The following is an 18,815-nucleotide window of genomic DNA, read 5'->3' as shown; positions in this document are numbered from 1 at the left end:
TCTACCTCACTATTCTGCGTCAGCAATCAGGGTGGAAGCGAAATCCTTCATCGCCTTGGCGATCAGGCTCTTGATCTGCTCCTCGGAAACGGAGGATTCCTCAGCTTTGCCGCTGTTCTTCTGGATGATGAAGGAAACGCCGTCAAACAGGTTGGTCATACGGCCCAGGAACAGGGAGCCCTTACCGATGATCATAGCGTTGTTGATCTTGCCTTCCTTGATCATGTCGCACAGAGGTCCGACAGCGGGAACACCGGAGGGGATATGGCCCTGGGTGGGAGCCCAACCGACCAGACCGTGCTCAGTGGCAAAATTGGCGATGTCGGCTTTCTGCAGCTCGCCGCGTTTGACAGCCAGAGCAGCGATCATTTTGTAGTTGGCCAGAGGCACGTCGCCGGCACCAGCGGGTTTGGTGATATCGGGGTTCTGCATCTCGGGGGAGTACTTGTCGATGTCCGGAATCTTCAGGCCGTGGTTGTCCAGGGGAGTGGCAACCAGGGAGGTGATGACCGCTTGGGGAGAAGAACCGGTGCCGACAGTGTGTCTGCCGCACATATCGGAGGCGATTTCGGGGCTGACGCCATCGTTCTCGCTGACCAGCACAGCAAAGCCGCCGATCATATCCTCCAGGATAGGCATGTCCTTTTTGACATGGTCTTTGCCGTTCATGCCCAGTTTAGCGGTGCAGCCGCCGGCGCAGACGACAACGTTTTTGTAGGTACCGGATTTAACCAGGGCAGCAGCCTCGATCATGGCATGGGTGGGGGCGGCGCAGAAAGCGCGGACATCCGAACCGGAAGCGCTGGTCAGGCCAACAACCTCAGCAGCAGCTTTGGCGAAGTTGCCGCCGCCGCGCTGGTTCATATCACCGCAGGCCTCCTCGGCGCAGTCGATCACATAGTCCACCTCATCTTTGTTGATGCCGGTAGCTTTGATCAGGTGCAGCAGGGAGAGGACGCAGGAAGCTTTGGAAACCAGGTTTTCATGGATGACATGGGCGGAGAGGTTGGTGTCCACATCGTGAGCTCTCTTCACATAGCCCACCAGTTTGCCCTCATGATACAGGGGCTCAGCGTGCTCGTCGTTGACAAAGTGCTCAATCTCGCTCAGCTCAACACCGTCTTTGATCTTGGCGATCATGTCCTCGGTGTACAGAGGATGGGCTTCAGCCTTGGGTTTGACAGCGGCGACAAAGGATTTCTCCAGGTGGCACAGATCAAACACGTCGCAGATCTGCATCAGCATCAGGAATTCATCCTGGGGCATGATTTCACCGTATTTGCCATAGCGGTCGCAGACAGGGGCCTTTTTGTCGTACCAGGGCTGCTCATAGGTAGCCAGCTCATCGGGGGTCATGTTGCCGATGTAGGTCTGGTTGGGCATATAAGCGAGGACTTCCTCGTAGGAACGCAGATGCTCGGGAACCTTTTTCAGGTACTCGGAATCGGGGTTGACAATCTTTTCAGTGGTCTGGGTGGTGCCGTTCTGCATCACCATATCAGGGGTGAATGCCAGGATATAACCCGCGCCTTTAATAACACTGTTCATTGGCTGATTACCTCTCTTTTTTGATTTGTCTTCATTATACGAAAGGTTGGCAGCAAAAGCAATAAAAACTTTTGTAAAGGGCTTTTGCCGCGCATTTTTCCAAAAAGGATCAGCAGCGCATGATATGAAAAATGGTGATGCGGTGATATTCTCACCACATCACCATTCTCATGTCATTCAGCTATTAGTATTTGCAGTATTCGCTACGGATATTGTTCATCTCTTCACAGATAGAATCGATATCCATAACCATCTCCATCATACCAACCTGCTCGTCATACACATCCGCGTTGACTTCGGCTTTGATCTCGGGCTCGCAAATGTGATAAACCTTAAGTCCCAACTGGACATTTGTCAACGGACCTGCGAAAGTGGGGTCACCGGCGGTGACAGTTTCAGCTGCCAGACCGGAAGCCTCGCTCTCAGCGGCACCCAACATCACAACGATGTTCTCGGGGCCGTACTGATCAGCGAAGTCTTTGACTCTCTTCTGATTCTCAAGATCCATTGCACCTGCGGCGGTTCAGACGAAGCACTCAGTGGCAGAGTAGACGACGTCTGCGCCGGCAGTTTTCACGCATTCTTCAATAGCGGGTCCGGGAACGCCGTCACGGTCGCCAATGATGATGACTTTTTTGCCATTCAAAATGCTCATGAAAGCTACCTCCTTTTTAGAATTTTTATTTATTAAACGGATGAAACCGCTTAATACAGAATAGAAATAGGGGAGAGGGGACGATTACAGATATTTCTGAATCATGGCCTCGATGGAAGCCTCAGTGGCCTCCTCTTTGACGACCTCGTCGATCTTCTCGCCATCCTTGTAGATCGCCATAACAGGCAGACCCAGGATCTTCTGGCCAATGGCCAGTCTGCGGGCCTTGGTGGTGTTCAAGGAGCAGAATTTGATCTTGTCGCCGTATTTATCAGCGCAAGCATGGACAAAAGGCATCAGAGCAGCGCAGGGAACGCAGCCATCGCCATAGAAGTCAACAAATACGTAGCCGTCTTTGTACTCCAGAACTTCAGCGTTAAAATTATCTTTGGTCAGATCGAGCATGGGAAACACTCCTTTTCATTTCAGTGGAATCGGTGATTAACCCTCGATGTATTTCTCCGCCTGGGTGGCAGCAATAGCACCGTCCGCAGCAGCGGTGACGACCTGTCTCAGGCTCTTCACACGGATATCGCCAGCGGCGAATACGCCGGGGATGTTGGTCTTCATGTTGTCATCGGTCACAATATAACCGTTCTTCATTTCAACCTTGCCCTCGAACAGTTCGCCGTGAGGCTCGAAGCCGATGAACACGAACACGCCAAAGGTGCCGTCCTCTTCGTTGGCAACGATCTCGCGGGTCTCGCCGGTGACAGTATCCTTCACGACCATGGAGGTCAGGATGCCATCGCCTTTGAGCTCTTCAACAGTAGTGTTCCACATAAACTTCATCTTAGGATTGGCAAATGCTTTCTCCTGGATGGATTTTGCAGCGCGCAGCTGGTCACGTCTGTGGATCAGAGTCACCTGACGGCCAAACTTGGTCAGGTACATAGCCTCTTCCACAGCGGAGTCACCGCCGCCGACCACGTAGATGTCAAAGTCCTCAAAGAACGAGCCATCGCAGGTAGCGCAGTAAGATACGCCTTTACCGGTGAACTCTTTTTCACCGGGGCAGCCAATGGGCTTGGGATGAGCGCCGGTGGCGATGATGACGGTCTTGCCGTAGTAATCGCCCTTCAGGCCCTTCAGGTGTTTGACATCACCCTCCAGCTCAACGTCCACGATGGTGTCTTTCACCTTCTGGGCGCCGAAATGCTCAGCCTGTTTAGCCATTCTGCCGATCAGGGAGGGGCCGGATTCCTCGTCTACGCCGCCGGGATAGTTCTCAATCTCAGCAGTGATGACGATTTGGCCGCCGTCTTTATCCTTCTCGATAATCAGGGTATCCATTCTGGCGCGGCCAGCGTAGCTACCGGCGGCGAGTCCAGCAGGACCCGCGCCGATAATAATGACATCATAAATTTTTTCCATATTCACACCTACTAGTTTTCAAAAATAGTCTGCTCAGTAACCTCGGTGGAAAGGGCTTTCAGTGCAGTGTCAAGAATTCTTCTGCGGATAGCTTTCTCCTCCTCAAGAGTCAGAGCAGGGTTGCCCAGAGGATGGGGGATAGCAATGGCGGGAACAATTCTGTTAGCGCCAACAGTCATGGAGATGGGGGTAACTGTGCAGATATGAACGACCGGGATACCAGCGCGCTCAATCTCTTTAACCATCGTTGCACCGCAACGAGTACAGGTGCCTCAGGTCGATGTGAGGATAACCGCGTCAACATTGGCATCCTTCAGCTCTTTGGAGAACTCATCTGCGAAGCCCTTGGCGCTCTTAACAGCGGTACCGTTACCAACGGTGGTGTAGAAGTATCTGTGCAGCTTGCCGATCTTGCCCTCTTTCTCATACTCTCTGAGAATGTCAACAGGCAGGACGCGGTCAGCATCCTCGTTGGCGTAGACAGGGTCGTAGCCGCCGTGAGCGGTCTCGTAAGTGTCGGCAGTCAGATCCATAACGCCCTCAATGTCATACTTGCCGTATTTGGAAGCAGAGGAGGACTCGATGTGATCGGGGTTGCCTTTGGGGACGATACCGCCAGAGGTTACCAGAGCGATGGTAGCATGGGCGATGTCCTTGACAGCGGGGTTGGGAGCAACACGGTCGAAGTCAGGCATGGGGAACTCGGTGACGAACTCTTTGCCAGCCAGTTTCTTCAGCAGCATGTCGATAGCGCGGGCGGAACCTCTCTTGGTGTCGAAGAAGTTCTTCCGGACGCCGTTGGGCATATAACCTTCCTCAGCGGAAGCACCGATCTTCTCACCTTTAGCCAGCTTCAGGGCGAGGGGAGCCATCTTCTTGACAGCATCTCTCATGCCAGCAGCGCTGTTTTTGGTGGCGACGATGTAAACGGAGTTTTTGAACATGTCTGCGCCGGGGTTCTCAACGTACATACCGGTCAGGACAGGGATGCCCAGCTCTTTTTTGACAGCGTCAGCGATGGTGCCGCAAGCGACGCCATAACGGCCAGCGTTGAAAGCAGGACCAGCCAGGAACATGTCAGCGTTCTGGGATTTAACCATGTCGATAACGGTCTTTTTGGCTTCTTCCAGGTTCTCGTTGAAGTAGGAGTCACCGCAGATAACAGTGGCAACGATCTCAGCCTCATCGCCGAAAGCCTGATTGAAAGCTACGCCAGGGCCTACAACGCCCTCTCTCAGCTCAGGTTTGATATCAGCCTTTTCCTCACCGCCGATGTTGGCGAAGAACTGGTTGATGTAGTGTACTACTCTAATTTTAGCCATTAGTTGTACTTCCTCCTTTCTACTATCTTGCGCTCAGGCAGTTGAAACCAACTTCGCTGGTAGCGCCGGTGATAGCCTGCAGCTCAACCAAAATGGTGCCGTCTTCCAGAACGTTGTTCTCGAAACCGCCGGCAATCTTATCGACGGGGCTCAGGTCGCCAATCACTTTGTCCAGCTTGGGCAGGGTGATCAGCTCGTTGGCGTTACCGCCGGTGACAACAGCGTCAGCGCTGGGGTCAGCGTCAGCCAGGGACTGGGAAGTACCGTCGCGGCCAGCGTACTCATCGGTGATGATTACGGTCTTGATGCCTTTGGCGGAAATCTTCTTGCAGTTCATGATCAGGTCGGTATCGGGGTTGCCGAAGCCTTCCTGGGAAACGATTGCGCCATCCAGATCCAGGTACTCGCAGAGCTCTGCGGTCCAGTTGGAGGAGCGCTCTTTATCAGCCAGGTAAACGTTCTCGTTGGTGATGATCATGCCCACAAAGTTGATGGTCTTGCCATGCTGAGCGAACAGGTCATGGACAACGGGGTTGTTCATGTGGATATAAGTGGGGTTCTTGTCGCAGGAGGATACGCAGTTACCAGACAGGATCGCGCCGTCCATAACCTCGGTGGGGTTGATGATGGTGGGGACGATCTTCTTGGCATCGACGCCGTACACATAGGTGTCGTGCATCAGGCCCTGGCTCTGCAGCATCTGGACGTAGCCAACGCGGGGCAGGTTGGGGTATTTCTCCATGCCCTCTTTCACGCCGTAAGTCTCGTAGGAGACAACCTCGTTGGGCTCAACAGATTTACCCAGCTCACCCAGGTAAGCAGCGACACGCAGACCAGCCATACGGTTGGCGTACTCATGCTCGTGCTGTTTCAGGCCGTCGATGGGGTTCATGACAAGAACCAGGTTGACGGTTTTGGAGAAAGGAGTGTATTTGGCGCCTTCGCCGGTCATATCGATGATGCCTTCCTGGAAACCAACGATCTTACCGGTGGTGACAACAGCGGAACCTCTCAGAGCGTGGGTTCTGCCGGTGCCGACAGTGGTGACTTTGGAGATCACGCCGGGGAAAATCCCGCCTTGACCCTCGACCTTGCAGCGGGGCTCGATTACGTCCTTAACAGGGGTAATGCGAACGCTCTCGCCGGGGCGAGCGATCTCAACTTCGCAGGATTTGATGTTTTCGTCCTCCAGGACGATCTTCTTAATGGCCTCTTTGTCTACGAACAGAACGCCGTTCTCGACTTTGGATTCATTTGAGAACTGAATATCATGGATATCGATGTATCCGACTTCCAATTTTCTCAAATTTAACACCTCCTTAAAATTTTGGCTTTGCGTATTTATCAACAAACCCTATTCAAATAGGATCTGCGATAAGGCTCCTTTTAGCAGCGTGGCGTCGATCACCTGGAAATCTTCCCGCATAGAATCGGGCATATGGGGGAATTTTACCGGGAATTTATCGCAAGTCACAATGCTGTTTTCGATCATCTCCACCGAATCCATGTCCAAAGACTGGGGTTTGATGGAGATCAGGACCGATTTATAAGGGGTTTCATTGGGCTTGACGCTGCCCGAAAGGGGATGGGAGTAAAGCCTGTGTCCCTTATGAATCTGGTCGCGGAGGGCAACCAACACATCGTGATAGGTGCCGTCGACGAACTCAACGGTATATTGCCCTGTAAGTTCGCGGACAACCAGGGGATTGTTGGTTACGATCTTAAACGTTGGCTTCATGAAGAACCTCCCGGAGCGTGATTGTCATTCCATACAAAAACAGAGCAAAACGCACCCTTTTATAGAAATAAAAATAAAATGGTGCATCCCGCTCTGTATCTAACCTGAGAGATTCTCCCTTGAGGGGGATTGCTCCGTCGGTGCTTACGCTCTCCAGAGGTTTGTCGGATTGCGGTGTTGGGACCTGAGATCTTCATAAGGGACTGCAAATCCGCTTACTTATTCCTTCGGCGCTGTTGCCAGACTCTCCCGCAATCGTCATCCAAATATCAATCTGTAAAAATGACTATATAATGTTTTTCTATCACACCATAATGATACACTACTTTTTTCTATAATACAAGTATTTTTTCCAGGGAAAATGGCAAAAATTATTGCAAAAAAATTGTCAATCTTTTATAGAACATTCCCTAGTAGGTGGATAGAATGGCTTTGATAGCGTCAACAGCAAAGTCAATTTCCTTGGGGGTGTTGAATGGGCCGATTGAGAATCGAACAGTGCCCTGAGGGAAAGTTCCCAAGGTCTTATGGGCCGATGGAGCGCAGTGCAGGCCGCACCGGGTCATAATCCCGTACTGGCTGTCCAACAAAAACGCGATTTCCGCGTTGTCGCGGCCGGTGAAATCCACCGAGACGACGGGGGCGCGTTTCATCGGGTCCTCAGTGCCGGCGATCCGGGCGCAGTCGAAGGCGGCTAGGCCCTCGCTAAAGCGCTTGGACAAAGTTTGTTCGTGCTGTAAGATGTTGCCAATCCCCTCCTTTTCCAGATATTGAAGCGACGCGTTTAAGCCGAAGATTCCCGGCAGGTTCATGGTGCCGGCTTCAAAGCGGTCAGGCAGGAAATCGGGAACCTCCTCCGAATCAGAGCGGCTGCCCGTGCCGCCGGAGATCAGAGGGTCAAGTTCCGCAGCCAGGGAATCTTCTATGATAAACCCACCGATGCCCTGGGGCCCGAGCAGGCTTTTGTGCCCGGTAAAGGTCAGGACGTCGATGTGCATATCAACAATGTCAATGGGGAAAACCCCTGCGGTCTGGGCGGCATCCACCACAAAGCGAATTCCATGCTTATGGCAAATGGCACCCACTTCCCGGATAGGCATCACTGTGCCGCATACATTAGAGGCGTGCAGCATCAGAATGGCCTTGGTGTTGGGGCGGATGAGCCCTTCCACCTGATCCAGAAGCAGCATTCCCTGGCTATTGCAGGGGATGCGGTCAAAAGAGACGCCCAGTTTTTCCATTTGTACCAAGGGGCGCATCATGGCGTTGTGCTCCATCGAGCTGACCAATACATGGTCGCCGGGGCGCAGCATACCTTTTATAATAAAGTTGAGAGAAGCGGTGATGTTGGAGGTAAAAATCACATTTTGAGGTTTGGGGGCATGGAAGAGACGGCACAGCCGTTCCCGGGTGTCATAGACGACCTCCCCTGCGCTGTAGGCGCCGGCATATCCGCCGCGGCCCACATTGCAGCCGATTTCCTCCATAAAAAGACGCATGTTTTCCACTACCCCAGGGGCTTTGGGGTAAGAGGTGCTCGCGTTGTCCAGATAAATTCGCTCCATAACGTCCTCCTATAATAAATCCTTTTTTATTATTTTACTCTATTTACCCTATATTCGCCACTGCTATTGGAAAATAAAATAGCTTTCTTGTCTCTATTGCAAATTACTATTTTACGATTGTTAAAAAACAAACTATACTATATACAGGGTCGATACGCCAGTAGGCCAGCTTTGCGGCTCTCATAGCCCGCTGGGGAAAGAGGCTCTGTATCATAGAAAGGTGGTTGGTAGAGAGATGGAAAAGAAAAAACTGATAGGGGCCGGTCTGTTGATCGGCTTGGTCTCGGTTGCCCTTGTCAAGCTGGGGAATCCGGCAAACATGGGTTTCTGCATCGCTTGCTTTTTGAGGGATATTGCCGGCGGTGTTGGACTGCACCGTGCCGCTGTGGTGCAGTATCTGCGCCCGGAGATTATGGGCTTGGTTCTGGGGGCGTTTGGCATGGCCTTGGCCAACAAGGAATTTAAGGCCAAAGGCGGTTCTGCTCCGGCAACCCGTTTTGTTTTGGGCTTTTTTGTCATGGTTGGCGCACTGATGTTTTTGGGTTGCCCCCTTCGCATGGTGCTTCGCATCGGTGGTGGCGACCTAAATGCAGTGGTCGGGCTTGTTGGGTTTATTGCAGGTATCGCCGTTGGAGTGCTGTTCCTCAACCGCGGCTTCAGCCTGAAGCGCACCTACTCCCTAAGCCGGGGAGAGGGTTATGTATTCCCTGCGGTGAATGTAGGTCTGCTGTTGCTTTTGGTGGCTGCTCCTTCCTTTATCTTCTTCAGTACAGAGGGTCCTGGCTCAATGCGTGCCCCCCTCTGGGCTGCTCTGGGAGCCGGCCTTGTGGTAGGTGCTATCGCCCAGCGCACCCGTCTTTGCATGGTTGGCGGCATCCGGGATATGATGCTTTTCCGGGATTGGACGCTGCTGTCCGGCTTTGTGGCTATCATCGCGGCAACTGCGGTGTGCAACATCGCCCTTGGCAACTTCCATCTGGGCTTTGCCGGACAGGCAGTTGCCCATACCGATGGCCTGTGGAATTTCCTTGGTATGGCTGTTGTCGGTTGGGGTTCTGTTCTTTTGGGCGGCTGTCCTCTGCGTCAGCTTATCCTGGCAGGTGAGGGAAACTCAGACTCTGTCGTTGCGGTTTTGGGCATGATTGTGGGAGCAGCCTTCTGCCACAACTTCGGTTTGGCTTCGTCTGGAGCAGGTCCCACTGCAAACGGCAAGGTTGCGGTTGTCATCGCCATGGCAGTCATCGCTGCCATCGCTGTGCTCAATACCAAAGTGGAAACAGCGTCTGCTTCCAATAAGCAGAACGCAGCAGAAAGGGGATAGAAAACAATGGCTGTTATTGTGGATGCGTGCGGACGCTCCTGCCCGGAGCCGGTTCTTCTGACAAAAAAAGCACTGGCCAGCAAAGGGGATCATTATGAGGTGCTGGTAGACAATGTCACCGCCAAAGAAAATGTGACCCGGTTTGCCAAAAATGCAGGCTATACGGTGTCGGTGAGCCAGGAAGAGGATGTTTACCGCCTCTCTTTGACCAAATAGGCAGCCGCATATGATGTATATTGCAACTTTTTTCAACCATTACAACGCAGTGAAGTTCTCCAGGGAGCTGCGGGAGGCGGGGATAGAGCATGATGTGATGCCTGTCCCGCGCAAGCTGAGCTCTTCCTGTGGCAGTTGTGTGCGCTTCTCCACCGAGGGTGATCCTCTGCGGTTCGTGGATGATGGGGTGGAGAAGATTGTGGAGGTGCAAGAGGCTCATACATACGCTGTGGTATATGAATGCGAAGAATAGGCACTGGCTGCCGCAGCTGGCGCAAGAAAAGCCGGGGGAAACCCCGGCTTTTCTTATTGTCTCTACAAAAATGATTGACATATTATAATAGTATGATTATACTAGTATAATATAGTAATTAAAACTATATTATACTATGTTTTTTATATGGAGGTTTGTTATGAGATTACCGCCTTTAAAGATACAGGAATTGACTGCCCGTGTGCCAATCATCCAAGGAGGAATGGGAATTGGTGTAAGCCTTTCCTCATTGGCGGGTGCCGTGGCCCGGGAAGGGGGGATCGGCGTCCTCTCTGCTGCCCAGCCCGGGTACCGGGAGCCAGATTTTGCCGACCATCCACATGAAGCGAACCTCCGGGCGCTGAGCCGGGAGATCCACAGGGCCAAAGAGATTTCCGGCGGAGGGATCATCGGGGTCAACATCATGTGCGCCATGAAAAATTATGAACAGTATGTAAAGTGCTGCATCGACAGCGGCGCCGACCTGATTATCTCTGGAGCGGGGCTGCCCACCAATCTGCCGGAGCTGGTAAAGGGCTCGGGCATTAAAATCGCCCCTATCGTCTCGCCGCCCAAATCCGCCAAGGTGCTGCTGAAAATGTGGGACCGCCACCACGGCACCACTGCCGACTTAGTGGTGATCGAAGGACCAAAAGCCGGAGGCCACCTGGGCTACAGCCAAGAGGATTTGGACAAGTATGCCGGGACCGACTATGATAAGGAAATCCAGGAGATTCTTGCCATCGTAGCGGGCTATGAGGAGAAGTACAACAAGAAGATCTCGGTGGTGTTTGCCGGAGGGGTCTATGACCGGGCGGACATCGACCATTATCTCGCCTTGGGCTGCGCCGGGGTGCAGATGGCTACCCGTTTTGTAGTCACCGAAGAGTGCGACGCCTCCCCAGCCTTCAAGCAGGCATACTTGGACGCTAAACAAGAGGACATCATGATTGTCAAAAGCCCGGTGGGGATGCCTGGACGTGCCATCCGCACCCCCTTCATTCAAGCCAGGATGCAGGAGAGGGAGCAGGTTTCCCACTGTTACCAGTGCATGAACCGGTGCGACATCGCCACCACCCCCTATTGTATCACTGGCGCATTGGTGCGTGCGGTGACTGGGGATGTGGACAACGCCCTTGTTTTTTGCGGGGAAAATGCCTGGCGGCTCCAGGAGATGACCACCGTCCACGACCTGATGGAAGAGCTGGCCCGATAATCTATTATAATAAGGTGTACCTCGCACTCCCCGGTGAGATCCTGCCGCTGGGGAGTTTTCCTTGTGAGGAGGGACCGCTCCTCGTAGGGATTGCCTGCTTGGGAGAAGTGTACCTTCCTTTTATTCTTATTTATCACTGCCCTGCCAACAGGTACGACACCGAAATGGAGCAGATGAGTTCCCGCCTCTCGGGCCGAGATATTTTCACGACCGATCTTCCCTCTATCCGGATAGAAATCACCTCTGGGAGCCAGCCGCTGCACAGTATTGCAGCGGCTGGCTTTCCTGTTGCCATAGTATAAGCCTGCGGAGGGAAATTGGCTTTCATAAAATTTGATTTCAGACGGAGAAACGGCAAGATAAGCCCATTTTGAGCCAGAACTCAGGAGCGGTGCTATCGGGATCAGTGGATTATCATCCCCCTGTAATTGGGCAACTGGAGGGGGATATCATCCGGCAGCGGGGGGTGACTGCCTGCTTTTCCCGACGCAAATGGGGATTTTCTTAAAATTTTACATCTATGCATTGACATTTATCGATTTATAGAATATAATATAAATCGATAAATATAGATTTGAGGTGATTGTGTGGGAAAGGATTACACAGAAAATGTCCAGCTGTTCAAAGCGTTCTGCGATGAAAACCGCTGGAGAATCCTAGAGATCCTCCAAGAAGGGGAGCGGTGCGCCTGCGTCCTGCTGAATGAGTTGGAGATCAGCCAGTCCACATTATCCCATCATATGCGGATTCTCTGCGATTCCGGGGTGGTCGTGGGCCGCAAAGAGGGAAAGTGGATTCACTACTCCATCAGCGAATCGGGGATGGAAAAGGCCAAGCGCCGGATTGACCAGCTGCTAGAACAGAGCATACGCCCCTCTACTGCTGTAAAAGGGATTGAGAGGGATAGATTGACCGAAAAGACCAAACTCTATGTCCTGACTGGTTTTTTAGGGTCTGGCAAGACGACTGTTTTGCTCCGGCTGCTGGAAGCGCTGAAGGGGAAACGGGTCGGCGTCATTCAAAATGAATTTGGAAAATTGGGGATCGACGGCACCATCCTGCGCAACGATGATATCCAAATGGTGGAGATCAACCGCGGCTCCATCTTCTGCTCCTGCCTGAAATTGTCTTTTGTGCAGGCTTTGGCGGAGATGGCCCAACAGGACTTTGATTACCTGTTTGTGGAGAGCTCCGGCCTGGGAGATCCCTCCAATGTAGAGGAGATTCTAGAAGCGGCAAAAGCCCTTGCTGGAGATCGGTATTCTTTCCAAGGCGCCATCTGTCTGGTAGATTCAGTCAACTTCCTGGATCAGCTGGAGGATTTGGAAACAGTGTACCGTCAGCTGAAACATTGCCATCTAGCTGTCCTCACCAAGGTGGACCTGGTGGATGGGGAACGGATTTGCGCACTGAAAGCAAAAATCCGGGAGATCAATCCAAAATGCCGGATTGACGTCAGTTCCCATGGGAATCTGAATTTAGGGTTTTTGGAAGAGAACCTGATGCAGTACCAGTGGGCTGAAGGGGAAGAGACCACCAACAGCGAAGAGGCCAAACCCAAGACTTTGGTCCTCCAATTTGAGGGGGAAGTGGAGCAGGAGAAACTAGAGCGCTTTTTAGCCGAGATAGAAGCTGACCTGTACCGGGCCAAAGGCTTTTTCCATCTGAAAGGGCAGGGGTGGAACCAGGTGGATTTGGTTGGGCAGCAGGTTGACTGCACACCCTGTGAGGAAAAGGAAATCTCCCAAATGGTTTTGATTTCCAAGATCGGGCCTGCGGTGATCAAAAAAATATTCAGCGCTTGGGAAAGCCAAGTGGGCCTGCCCATGCAGCTGAAAAATTAGGAGGGATGGAGCTTGCAGATCAAAGTGATCGGTACCGGATGCGACAAATGCGATAAACTGTATGGGAATACCCAAGAGGCTTTGACAGAACTGGGGATAGAGGCCCAGCTGGAAAAGGTGGAGGACCTTTTGGAAATTGTCAAATTAGGGGTGATGACGTCCCCCTCCCTGATGATTGACGGGAAGCTGGTAGTCAGCGGCCAGGTCGTGTCAAAGGACAAAATAAAAAAGTTGTTGAGGCCGTAACAAGCCTCGCCCTGCTGGCTGCCGAAAGGCGGCCAATTTTGGGACAAATAAATCGGTAAAACTAAATTTATAAATATAATTGGAGGGTCACAACCCGATGGAAATCATCAAAGGAATCTGGTTTTTTGTGCAAGATCAAATCTTGGGGATGAAATGGCTCAACCGTGTTGTGGGCAACCTATTGACCAGCTTAGGGGTGGATTTGGAATCTCAGCTGGGGGCGGGGCTCCAGTTTTTCATTTACGACACCGTTAAAATTTTTGTGCTGCTCTCGGTGCTGATTTTTGGCATCTCCTACATTCAGAGCTATTTTCCCCCAGAACGGACGAAGAAGATTTTGGGGCGCTTTCATGGCTTGGGGGCCAACACTTTGTCCGCCCTGTTGGGGACGGTGACCCCATTTTGTTCCTGCTCGTCGATTCCCTTGTTTATCGGGTTCACCGGCGCAGGTCTCCCTTTGGGGGTCACTTTCTCCTTCCTCATCTCTTCTCCGCTAGTGGATTTGGGCTCACTGGTGCTGCTAACTAGCATCTTCGGCGGAAAGATCGCCATTGCTTATGTAGTCGTCGGCCTTGTGCTGGCAGTAGCGGGGGGAAGCCTTATAGAAAAGCTCCATTTGGAGGAGTATGTGGAGGAGTTTATCCGCAGCGCCGGACCAGTGGATTTGGAGGCGCCAGAACTCACAACACAAGACCGCCTTGCCTTCGCCAAAGAGCAGGTCTTGGAGACGGTTAAAAAGGTCGCCCCCTATATTGTTGTCGGGGTGGGAATCGGGGCACTGATCCACAACTTTATCCCGGAAAGTTTTGTCCAAGAGGTTTTGGGTGGGGATAAATGGTATTCTGTCCCCTTGGCGACGTTCATCGGTGTCCCCATGTATGCGGATATCTTTGGGACCATCCCAGTAGCGGAGAGCCTGTTTGCAAAAGGCGCTGGCCTGGGGACGATCCTCGCCTTTATGATGGGGGTGACAGCGCTGTCGCTGCCCTCAATGATCATGCTGCGAAAGGCTGTAAAACCAAAATTGTTGGCCATCTTTATTGGAATTGTAGCCGTTGGGATCATATTGATTGGCTACTTATTTAATGCGGCAGCATTTCTATTTGTTTAAGAAATCAAAATAAAGACTAGAATTTTGAAAAGTGCATAGAAAAATAAATGGAGATAAATTGTGGTACCCATATGCGGGAAGATCCGCTGTTATCCGCACTGTCGGTTTTCGGGCTTCATATTCACGGATGGTTGACTGTGTAAAACCCAGCAGATCCACAAGCTACCCTTGTGTCAAGCAGCGATGTTTTCGCCAATCATGCATCAAATGCCCATTTGCCAGCTCCCTTACCTAAAATGCATTGTAAACAAAGGCGATCTCTGAATCTAGGGAAAACAGCAGGGAAGAACTCCACTGGAACAGGAAGAGATTTTTGATTGTCCCATCCAGCAAATTGATGAGAACCTCCACCGCCCGGAAGGTCATATAGCTGATACCCAGCAACCGGAAGATGGAGAGCAGCCCCCAGACTTCCCCCACTTTGACCAGTGCCAAGGGTAGGACGGCCAGTACGACTCCAGGCCAAATTCGTCACAATATTGGAAACTAGCTCTGCCAGATAGGGATGGATCCCCATTTTGTTGTTTGGCGCTTCTGGAAGCGGATTTTTTGCCGCGTCGGAGGTGGAATCATATACTTATGTGCCAGAAGATATGGAATTTTCAGGGATCGAGGATGCCGCTGAATTTTGTTCAGTTGAAGGCAGGTCTTTTGATGCGGTACAGCCGGACAGCATAGCAATCAGCAGCATCCATAGAAGTTTTTTCGCAATTCCACCATCCTTTCCTGCGGCAGCCGGCCGGGCATTTTGATCTTGTTCCTGGGAAGCCTAACCCACCAGCGCATCATGGCTGGTGGGTTAGGGGGGGAATCGGCTCAATGCAGAAGGAGTCCGCGCCGGTGTTTCCTAGATGACATAGGCCATATCTCAGGTGTAGCCCAGCACCTGACCGTAGATGGAAACGGTGCTCTGCTCCTGATTCTAGGTCTTGTTGTTGGGGGCGGTAGTTTTGAGCATCGAAAGGTAAACGACTAAGGATGATTATGTTACCGGTTGTTGTGCAGCGGCATTGGCAGCAGAGGTATCCAGCCCAAGGCTCCCCGCTCACTGGGTTACTGCGGCGGAGTCCAGATTTTCACCAAACCGCTGGCCCTTCAACCAATTGGCGCCGGGCGCCATTTCCACGAGGGTATCGCCGCTGGAACCAATCCCATCGGACATAGAGGTACAGAATGGGATGACCGTCTTGCCGGCCAAATCGCTGTTTTCCACAAAATTCCAGACGATACTAGGGGCCTCACGCCACCAGAGGGGGTATCCCAGCAAAACGGTGTCATAGCCGCTTAGGTCGGGAATCCCTCCGGCGATGGTGGTGCGGTGGCTGGGATCCTCATGTTCGGCATTTACCCGGCTGTCGGGGTTGTTCCAGTTGAGGTCGTCATCGGTATAAGGCTGCTCCGGCACCAGTTCGAAAATATCCGCCCCCAAGGTGTCGGCGAGGGTCTCAGCCACCGCTTCGGTGTTGCCGCTGGCCGAGAAATAGACTACCAGTGTACCGCCTGCTGTCTCCAGCTCGCCAGGCTGTTCCCCCTGTTCAGGGGCAGATGACGCAGAGGAAGAGGAAGTGGAGCTGCCGGTGGAACTGGATTCTTGCCCCTGGTTGGAGGAGGCCAACTGTCCGCAAGCTGCCAGTGATAAAGACAGAACGGCGGCTATCAGCGTACAATATACTTTTTTCATTTTAGAACCATTCCTTTCTGTTGATTTTACTTGAGATCTCCTTGTAATTAAGAGTATAACAACCGGTTGTTACAATCGGTCAAGAGGGATTAAAAAACGAACTGTGAACTTTTTCCAAAGAAATTTAAAATTAAGGGCTGAAATTGGAGGTACACCATGATGCAGGTCTGTAGGTAACCTGGTCCCCTGGATGTACAAGACAATTCGTAAGCGCTGAGGATCTACTTCACATAGGATTGAATCCAGTTCTCCACATGGTCGGCGATCTCGTCATTGTTCAACTCTTGAAACATAAAGTAGGAGTTGCCGGTGATCCCCTCGTCCGGCAGATGGATTACAGTGCTGGTAAGCCCCGCCGCTGTGTAGGCTTCGGTAAAGGTGTGGATGACATGGAGGTGGCCCTCTCCCGGGCGGTGGATGAGGACGACGCCCTACAAGAGGAGCTTCGGGAAGCAAAAGCCTTTGCCCCCGAGTCTTTGCCAACCAGGCCGCTGCCAACGGCTTTGCCTTTAACTTCAAGGTCACCGTGAGCCGGGGCCCCAGCGGCCAGGGAGGCCATATTTCCAAAATCGGAGGTGCGTTCCAGTAATGAGCGTGACATGGAGGAAGGACAGTGTAAAAGCCATCCGGGAAAAGCAGGCGGCAGAGGTGAGGGCTGAGGCGATGAATACCCAATCCCAAGCGGCGGCTAGGGCGTTTCGCGCCGCGTCGATGTCAGCAGCCCTGCCGGCTGTCTATTGGTGGTGTGCCCTTTGGGATGGCACATGGCAGATTGCAACGAATTTCAAGTCTTCGTTTATAACGAATAGCTTCTCCCAGCCGCGAGAATAGAGAAAGCCCCCAGTCAGGCGATGGAACCTGGCCGGGGGCTTTCCCTTGAGATTAGATAGTGTCCATTTAGATTATATCAGATGACAGTCAAATTGCAAGGATATTTATAATTTTGAGAGATGAAAGGAGATTATGAGAGGAGAAGCCTTAATAAATTTTGACCTGCATCTTTACAAAAAACACCCTATTTTTGCCCTGTTTTGGCAAGGGTATGAGCCGTTTTAGAAGATAAGAAAAACCCGCTAAAGGCTGATTCCAAAGCCATTTAGCGGGTTTCTTTTTTTGGTGGACCCGAGGAGGATCGAACTCCCGACCTTTGCGATGCGAACGCAACGCGCTCCCAGCTGCGCTACGGGCCCAAATTCTGGGGCTTTTACAAGAAAATAGTATAGCACATCGCCAGCGGTTTGTACAGCCCCTTTTTGAAAAATTTGTATTTGCATGGAGGGAATGGCCATCGCAAAGGGAATATATGGAAACCAGGTGCAGGGAGAAAGGAAGGGCAAGTGCCCTCTTTTCCACCAGTACGCCCTATAGTAGAGATCATCCCCGATTGCATCGTTTCTTTTATCCGCTCAAGCCCTGGGAAAGAAAAAACTCCCCCGCTGGACAACTGCCCAGCGGGGGAAGGGGTATTATCTCTGGAAGGTGACTTTGCCGCCGACCATGGTGGTCAATACGCGGATGTCCCGGATGGTTTCAGTGGGGACAGTAAAGATATCGTCGCTCAAAATGGCCAGGTCCGCATAGTAACCGGGTTTCAGGCGGCCTTTGATGCCTTCTTCGAAGCTGGTGTAGGCGCATCCGATGGTGTATTCATCTACAGCATCGAAAACGTCAATCTTCTCAGCAGGATAGAAGCCGCCCTCGGGGAAACCTTTCAAATCCTGACGGTTGACCGCGCAGTGGATGTTGTCCATAGTGCAGAGGTCCTCCACCGGGGAATCGGTGCCAAAGCAGGTGTGAATCCCCAGCTTTTCCATAGTGCGGAACGCGTAGGAAGTGGAGGCAAGCTCTTTGCCCACTCGGTCTTCGACGATATGCAGGTCGTAGTGGAGGAAGATGGGCTGAATATAGGCAATGATGTCATTTTTCTGGAACCGTTCCAACAAAGGCAGGTCGGTGATCTGGCAGTGGACGATGCCGTGGCGCAGGTTGTTTTTCCCTTTATGGACCACCGTGTCGTAGGCGTTCAGCACCATCTCGATGCCGCGGTCGCCGATGGCATGAACCGCAACCTGCATGCCGTGGGCGTCGGCGGTCTGCACCAGGGCGTTGAGCTGTTCCTGGGTCATGACCTCGATGCCGCGGGTGCCGGGGGCGTCGCTGTAATCCTGGCGCATCAGAGCGGTGCGTGCGCCCAGGGAGCCGTCGATAAACAGCTTCAGAGGACCGATTTTGTTCATGGCGCAGCCGTAGCCGGTTTTGTAGCCGTGTGCAAGGAAGTCCTCATATTGGGCCAGGGTGGTAAAATTGCATTGGTGATAGGTACGGACCAGGGCGGTGCCTTTGTCCACCATCGACTGGTAAGCGCCATAAATCCGCTCGTAGTTGTCGTTTTTGATGTCGTTGGACTGGATGGAGGTGATGCCCCATTCGGCAGCGTGCTCCATGCCGGCCCGCAGCAGGTCTTCCAGCTCCCGGCCCTCGGGCTGGGCGATCAGCTTCTGCACCAGGGAGGCGGCCAGCTCTTTGAAGATGCCGTTGGGCTCGCCGTTTTCATCCAGTTCAAACTCGCCGCCGGGGACTTGGGGGGTATCCCGGGTGATGCCGGCTATCTCCAGAGCTTTGGAGTTAACCACTGTCACATGGCCGCAGGCGCGGGCAAAGACAAGGGCGTGCTCGGTGGAGATTTTATCCAGATCGTGGCGGTTGAGCATCCGGTGCTCGTCGG

Annotated in this window: 18 protein-coding genes, 1 tRNA gene, 1 pseudogene and 1 riboswitch; of the genes and pseudogenes, 8 read left to right on the top strand and 12 right to left on the bottom strand. The window is 52.5% G+C overall.

The window, feature by feature from the left end; all coding sequences use genetic code 11:
* Positions 1 to 9: 9 nt before the first annotated feature.
* The 8 genes from grdC to RDQ42_RS08810 all read right to left on the bottom strand — a co-directional run bounded on the left by grdC (position 10) and on the right by RDQ42_RS08810 (position 8,202).
* Positions 10 to 1,548, bottom strand: coding sequence for a glycine/sarcosine/betaine reductase complex component C subunit beta (gene grdC / locus RDQ42_RS08845; protein ID WP_054332329.1), 1,539 nt, complete (start codon positions 1,546 to 1,548; stop codon positions 10 to 12).
* Between the two features lie 184 nt (positions 1,549 to 1,732).
* Complete coding sequence (gene grdA, locus RDQ42_RS08840; protein WP_082398696.1) at positions 1,733 to 2,203, bottom strand: glycine/sarcosine/betaine reductase complex selenoprotein A; 471 nt, start codon at positions 2,201 to 2,203, stop codon at positions 1,733 to 1,735.
* An 84-nt stretch (positions 2,204 to 2,287) separates the two neighbouring features.
* Positions 2,288 to 2,608, bottom strand: coding sequence for a co-chaperone YbbN (locus RDQ42_RS08835; protein WP_054332331.1), 321 nt, complete (start codon positions 2,606 to 2,608; stop codon positions 2,288 to 2,290).
* Between the two features lie 36 nt (positions 2,609 to 2,644).
* Entirely contained in the window at positions 2,645 to 3,577 is a 933-nt protein-coding gene (gene trxB / locus RDQ42_RS08830; RefSeq protein ID WP_054332332.1) for a thioredoxin-disulfide reductase, read from the bottom strand.
* 11 nt (positions 3,578 to 3,588) lie between these two features.
* The gene (gene grdB, locus RDQ42_RS08825) at positions 3,589 to 4,899 is read right to left on the bottom strand and encodes a glycine reductase complex selenoprotein B (protein ID WP_308588560.1); all 1,311 of its coding nucleotides are present in this window, start codon (positions 4,897 to 4,899) and stop codon (positions 3,589 to 3,591) included.
* A gap of 22 nt (positions 4,900 to 4,921) precedes the next feature.
* Complete coding sequence (locus RDQ42_RS08820; RefSeq protein ID WP_308588559.1) at positions 4,922 to 6,205, bottom strand: glycine/sarcosine/betaine reductase component B subunit; 1,284 nt, start codon at positions 6,203 to 6,205, stop codon at positions 4,922 to 4,924.
* Between the two features lie 48 nt (positions 6,206 to 6,253).
* The gene (locus RDQ42_RS08815; RefSeq protein ID WP_054332336.1) at positions 6,254 to 6,637 is read right to left on the bottom strand and encodes a GrdX family protein; all 384 of its coding nucleotides are present in this window, start codon (positions 6,635 to 6,637) and stop codon (positions 6,254 to 6,256) included.
* Positions 6,638 to 6,799: 162 nt separating this feature from the next.
* Positions 6,800 to 6,899, bottom strand: a riboswitch (glycine riboswitch).
* Positions 6,900 to 7,047: 148 nt separating this feature from the next.
* Positions 7,048 to 8,202: an aminotransferase class V-fold PLP-dependent enzyme gene (locus RDQ42_RS08810; protein WP_308588558.1), complete on the bottom strand. Its 1,155-nt coding sequence runs from the start codon at positions 8,200 to 8,202 to the stop codon at positions 7,048 to 7,050.
* A 235-nt stretch (positions 8,203 to 8,437) separates the two neighbouring features.
* Between RDQ42_RS08810 and yedE the strand changes: the two genes are divergently transcribed.
* The 8 genes and pseudogenes from yedE to RDQ42_RS08770 all read left to right on the top strand — a co-directional run bounded on the left by yedE (position 8,438) and on the right by RDQ42_RS08770 (position 14,409).
* Positions 8,438 to 9,523, top strand: coding sequence for a YedE family putative selenium transporter (gene yedE / locus RDQ42_RS08805; RefSeq protein WP_071428233.1), 1,086 nt, complete (start codon positions 8,438 to 8,440; stop codon positions 9,521 to 9,523).
* A 6-nt stretch (positions 9,524 to 9,529) separates the two neighbouring features.
* Positions 9,530 to 9,739 carry a sulfurtransferase TusA family protein gene (locus RDQ42_RS08800; protein ID WP_054332338.1) on the top strand — a complete coding sequence of 70 codons (210 nt, stop codon included), beginning with the start codon at positions 9,530 to 9,532 and terminating at the stop codon, positions 9,737 to 9,739.
* Between the two features lie 10 nt (positions 9,740 to 9,749).
* Positions 9,750 to 9,992 carry a DUF3343 domain-containing protein gene (locus RDQ42_RS08795; protein ID WP_054332339.1) on the top strand — a complete coding sequence of 81 codons (243 nt, stop codon included), beginning with the start codon at positions 9,750 to 9,752 and terminating at the stop codon, positions 9,990 to 9,992.
* 160 nt (positions 9,993 to 10,152) lie between these two features.
* Positions 10,153 to 11,208 carry a nitronate monooxygenase gene (locus RDQ42_RS08790; RefSeq protein ID WP_308588557.1) on the top strand — a complete coding sequence of 352 codons (1,056 nt, stop codon included), beginning with the start codon at positions 10,153 to 10,155 and terminating at the stop codon, positions 11,206 to 11,208.
* A 587-nt stretch (positions 11,209 to 11,795) separates the two neighbouring features.
* Positions 11,796 to 12,065: pseudogene (locus tag RDQ42_RS08785) on the top strand (ArsR/SmtB family transcription factor); the annotation flags it as partial.
* Between the two features lie 51 nt (positions 12,066 to 12,116).
* The gene (locus tag RDQ42_RS08780) at positions 12,117 to 13,052 is read left to right on the top strand and encodes a GTP-binding protein (protein ID WP_243238520.1); all 936 of its coding nucleotides are present in this window, start codon (positions 12,117 to 12,119) and stop codon (positions 13,050 to 13,052) included.
* Between the two features lie 12 nt (positions 13,053 to 13,064).
* Positions 13,065 to 13,298: a thioredoxin family protein gene (locus RDQ42_RS08775; RefSeq protein WP_054332342.1), complete on the top strand. Its 234-nt coding sequence runs from the start codon at positions 13,065 to 13,067 to the stop codon at positions 13,296 to 13,298.
* A 97-nt stretch (positions 13,299 to 13,395) separates the two neighbouring features.
* Complete coding sequence (locus tag RDQ42_RS08770; protein WP_071428235.1) at positions 13,396 to 14,409, top strand: permease; 1,014 nt, start codon at positions 13,396 to 13,398, stop codon at positions 14,407 to 14,409.
* 231 nt (positions 14,410 to 14,640) lie between these two features.
* Here RDQ42_RS08770 and RDQ42_RS08765 read toward each other — a convergent pair whose 3' ends face one another.
* The 4 genes from RDQ42_RS08765 to RDQ42_RS08750 form a co-directional block, all read right to left on the bottom strand.
* Complete coding sequence (locus RDQ42_RS08765; protein WP_308588556.1) at positions 14,641 to 14,844, bottom strand: hypothetical protein; 204 nt, start codon at positions 14,842 to 14,844, stop codon at positions 14,641 to 14,643.
* Positions 14,845 to 15,454: 610 nt separating this feature from the next.
* A complete protein-coding gene (locus RDQ42_RS08760; protein WP_231358298.1) occupies positions 15,455 to 16,090 on the bottom strand; it encodes a flavodoxin in 636 nt (211 codons plus the stop codon).
* A 1,114-nt stretch (positions 16,091 to 17,204) separates the two neighbouring features.
* A tRNA-Ala gene (locus tag RDQ42_RS08755) sits at positions 17,205 to 17,280 on the bottom strand.
* Between the two features lie 276 nt (positions 17,281 to 17,556).
* Positions 17,557 to 18,815: amidohydrolase (locus tag RDQ42_RS08750; protein WP_308588554.1), on the bottom strand; the 1,259-nt coding region annotated here is incomplete at its 5' end.

It is taken from the genome of uncultured Merdimmobilis sp. (genome assembly GCF_902471145.1).
Lineage (GTDB): Bacteria > Bacillota > Clostridia > Oscillospirales > Ruminococcaceae > Merdimmobilis > Merdimmobilis hominis.
This window is presented reverse-complemented; position numbering and strand designations above follow the sequence as displayed.

Coding starts and splice junctions, on each gene's coding strand:
- RDQ42_RS08835 (WP_054332331.1), bottom strand. CDS start 2,608: ATGCTCGATCTGACCAAAGATAATTTTAACGCTGAAGTTCTGGAGTAC.
- RDQ42_RS08790 (WP_308588557.1), top strand. CDS start 10,153: ATGAGATTACCGCCTTTAAAGATACAGGAATTGACTGCCCGTGTGCCA.
- RDQ42_RS08800 (WP_054332338.1), top strand. CDS start 9,530: ATGGCTGTTATTGTGGATGCGTGCGGACGCTCCTGCCCGGAGCCGGTT.
- yedE (WP_071428233.1), top strand. CDS start 8,438: ATGGAAAAGAAAAAACTGATAGGGGCCGGTCTGTTGATCGGCTTGGTC.
- RDQ42_RS08810 (WP_308588558.1), bottom strand. CDS start 8,202: ATGGAGCGAATTTATCTGGACAACGCGAGCACCTCTTACCCCAAAGCC.
- trxB (WP_054332332.1), bottom strand. CDS start 3,577: ATGGAAAAAATTTATGATGTCATTATTATCGGCGCGGGTCCTGCTGGA.
- RDQ42_RS08770 (WP_071428235.1), top strand. CDS start 13,396: ATGGAAATCATCAAAGGAATCTGGTTTTTTGTGCAAGATCAAATCTTG.
- grdC (WP_054332329.1), bottom strand. CDS start 1,548: ATGAACAGTGTTATTAAAGGCGCGGGTTATATCCTGGCATTCACCCCT.
- RDQ42_RS08795 (WP_054332339.1), top strand. CDS start 9,750: ATGATGTATATTGCAACTTTTTTCAACCATTACAACGCAGTGAAGTTC.
- RDQ42_RS08815 (WP_054332336.1), bottom strand. CDS start 6,637: ATGAAGCCAACGTTTAAGATCGTAACCAACAATCCCCTGGTTGTCCGC.
- RDQ42_RS08760 (WP_231358298.1), bottom strand. CDS start 16,090: ATGAAAAAAGTATATTGTACGCTGATAGCCGCCGTTCTGTCTTTATCA.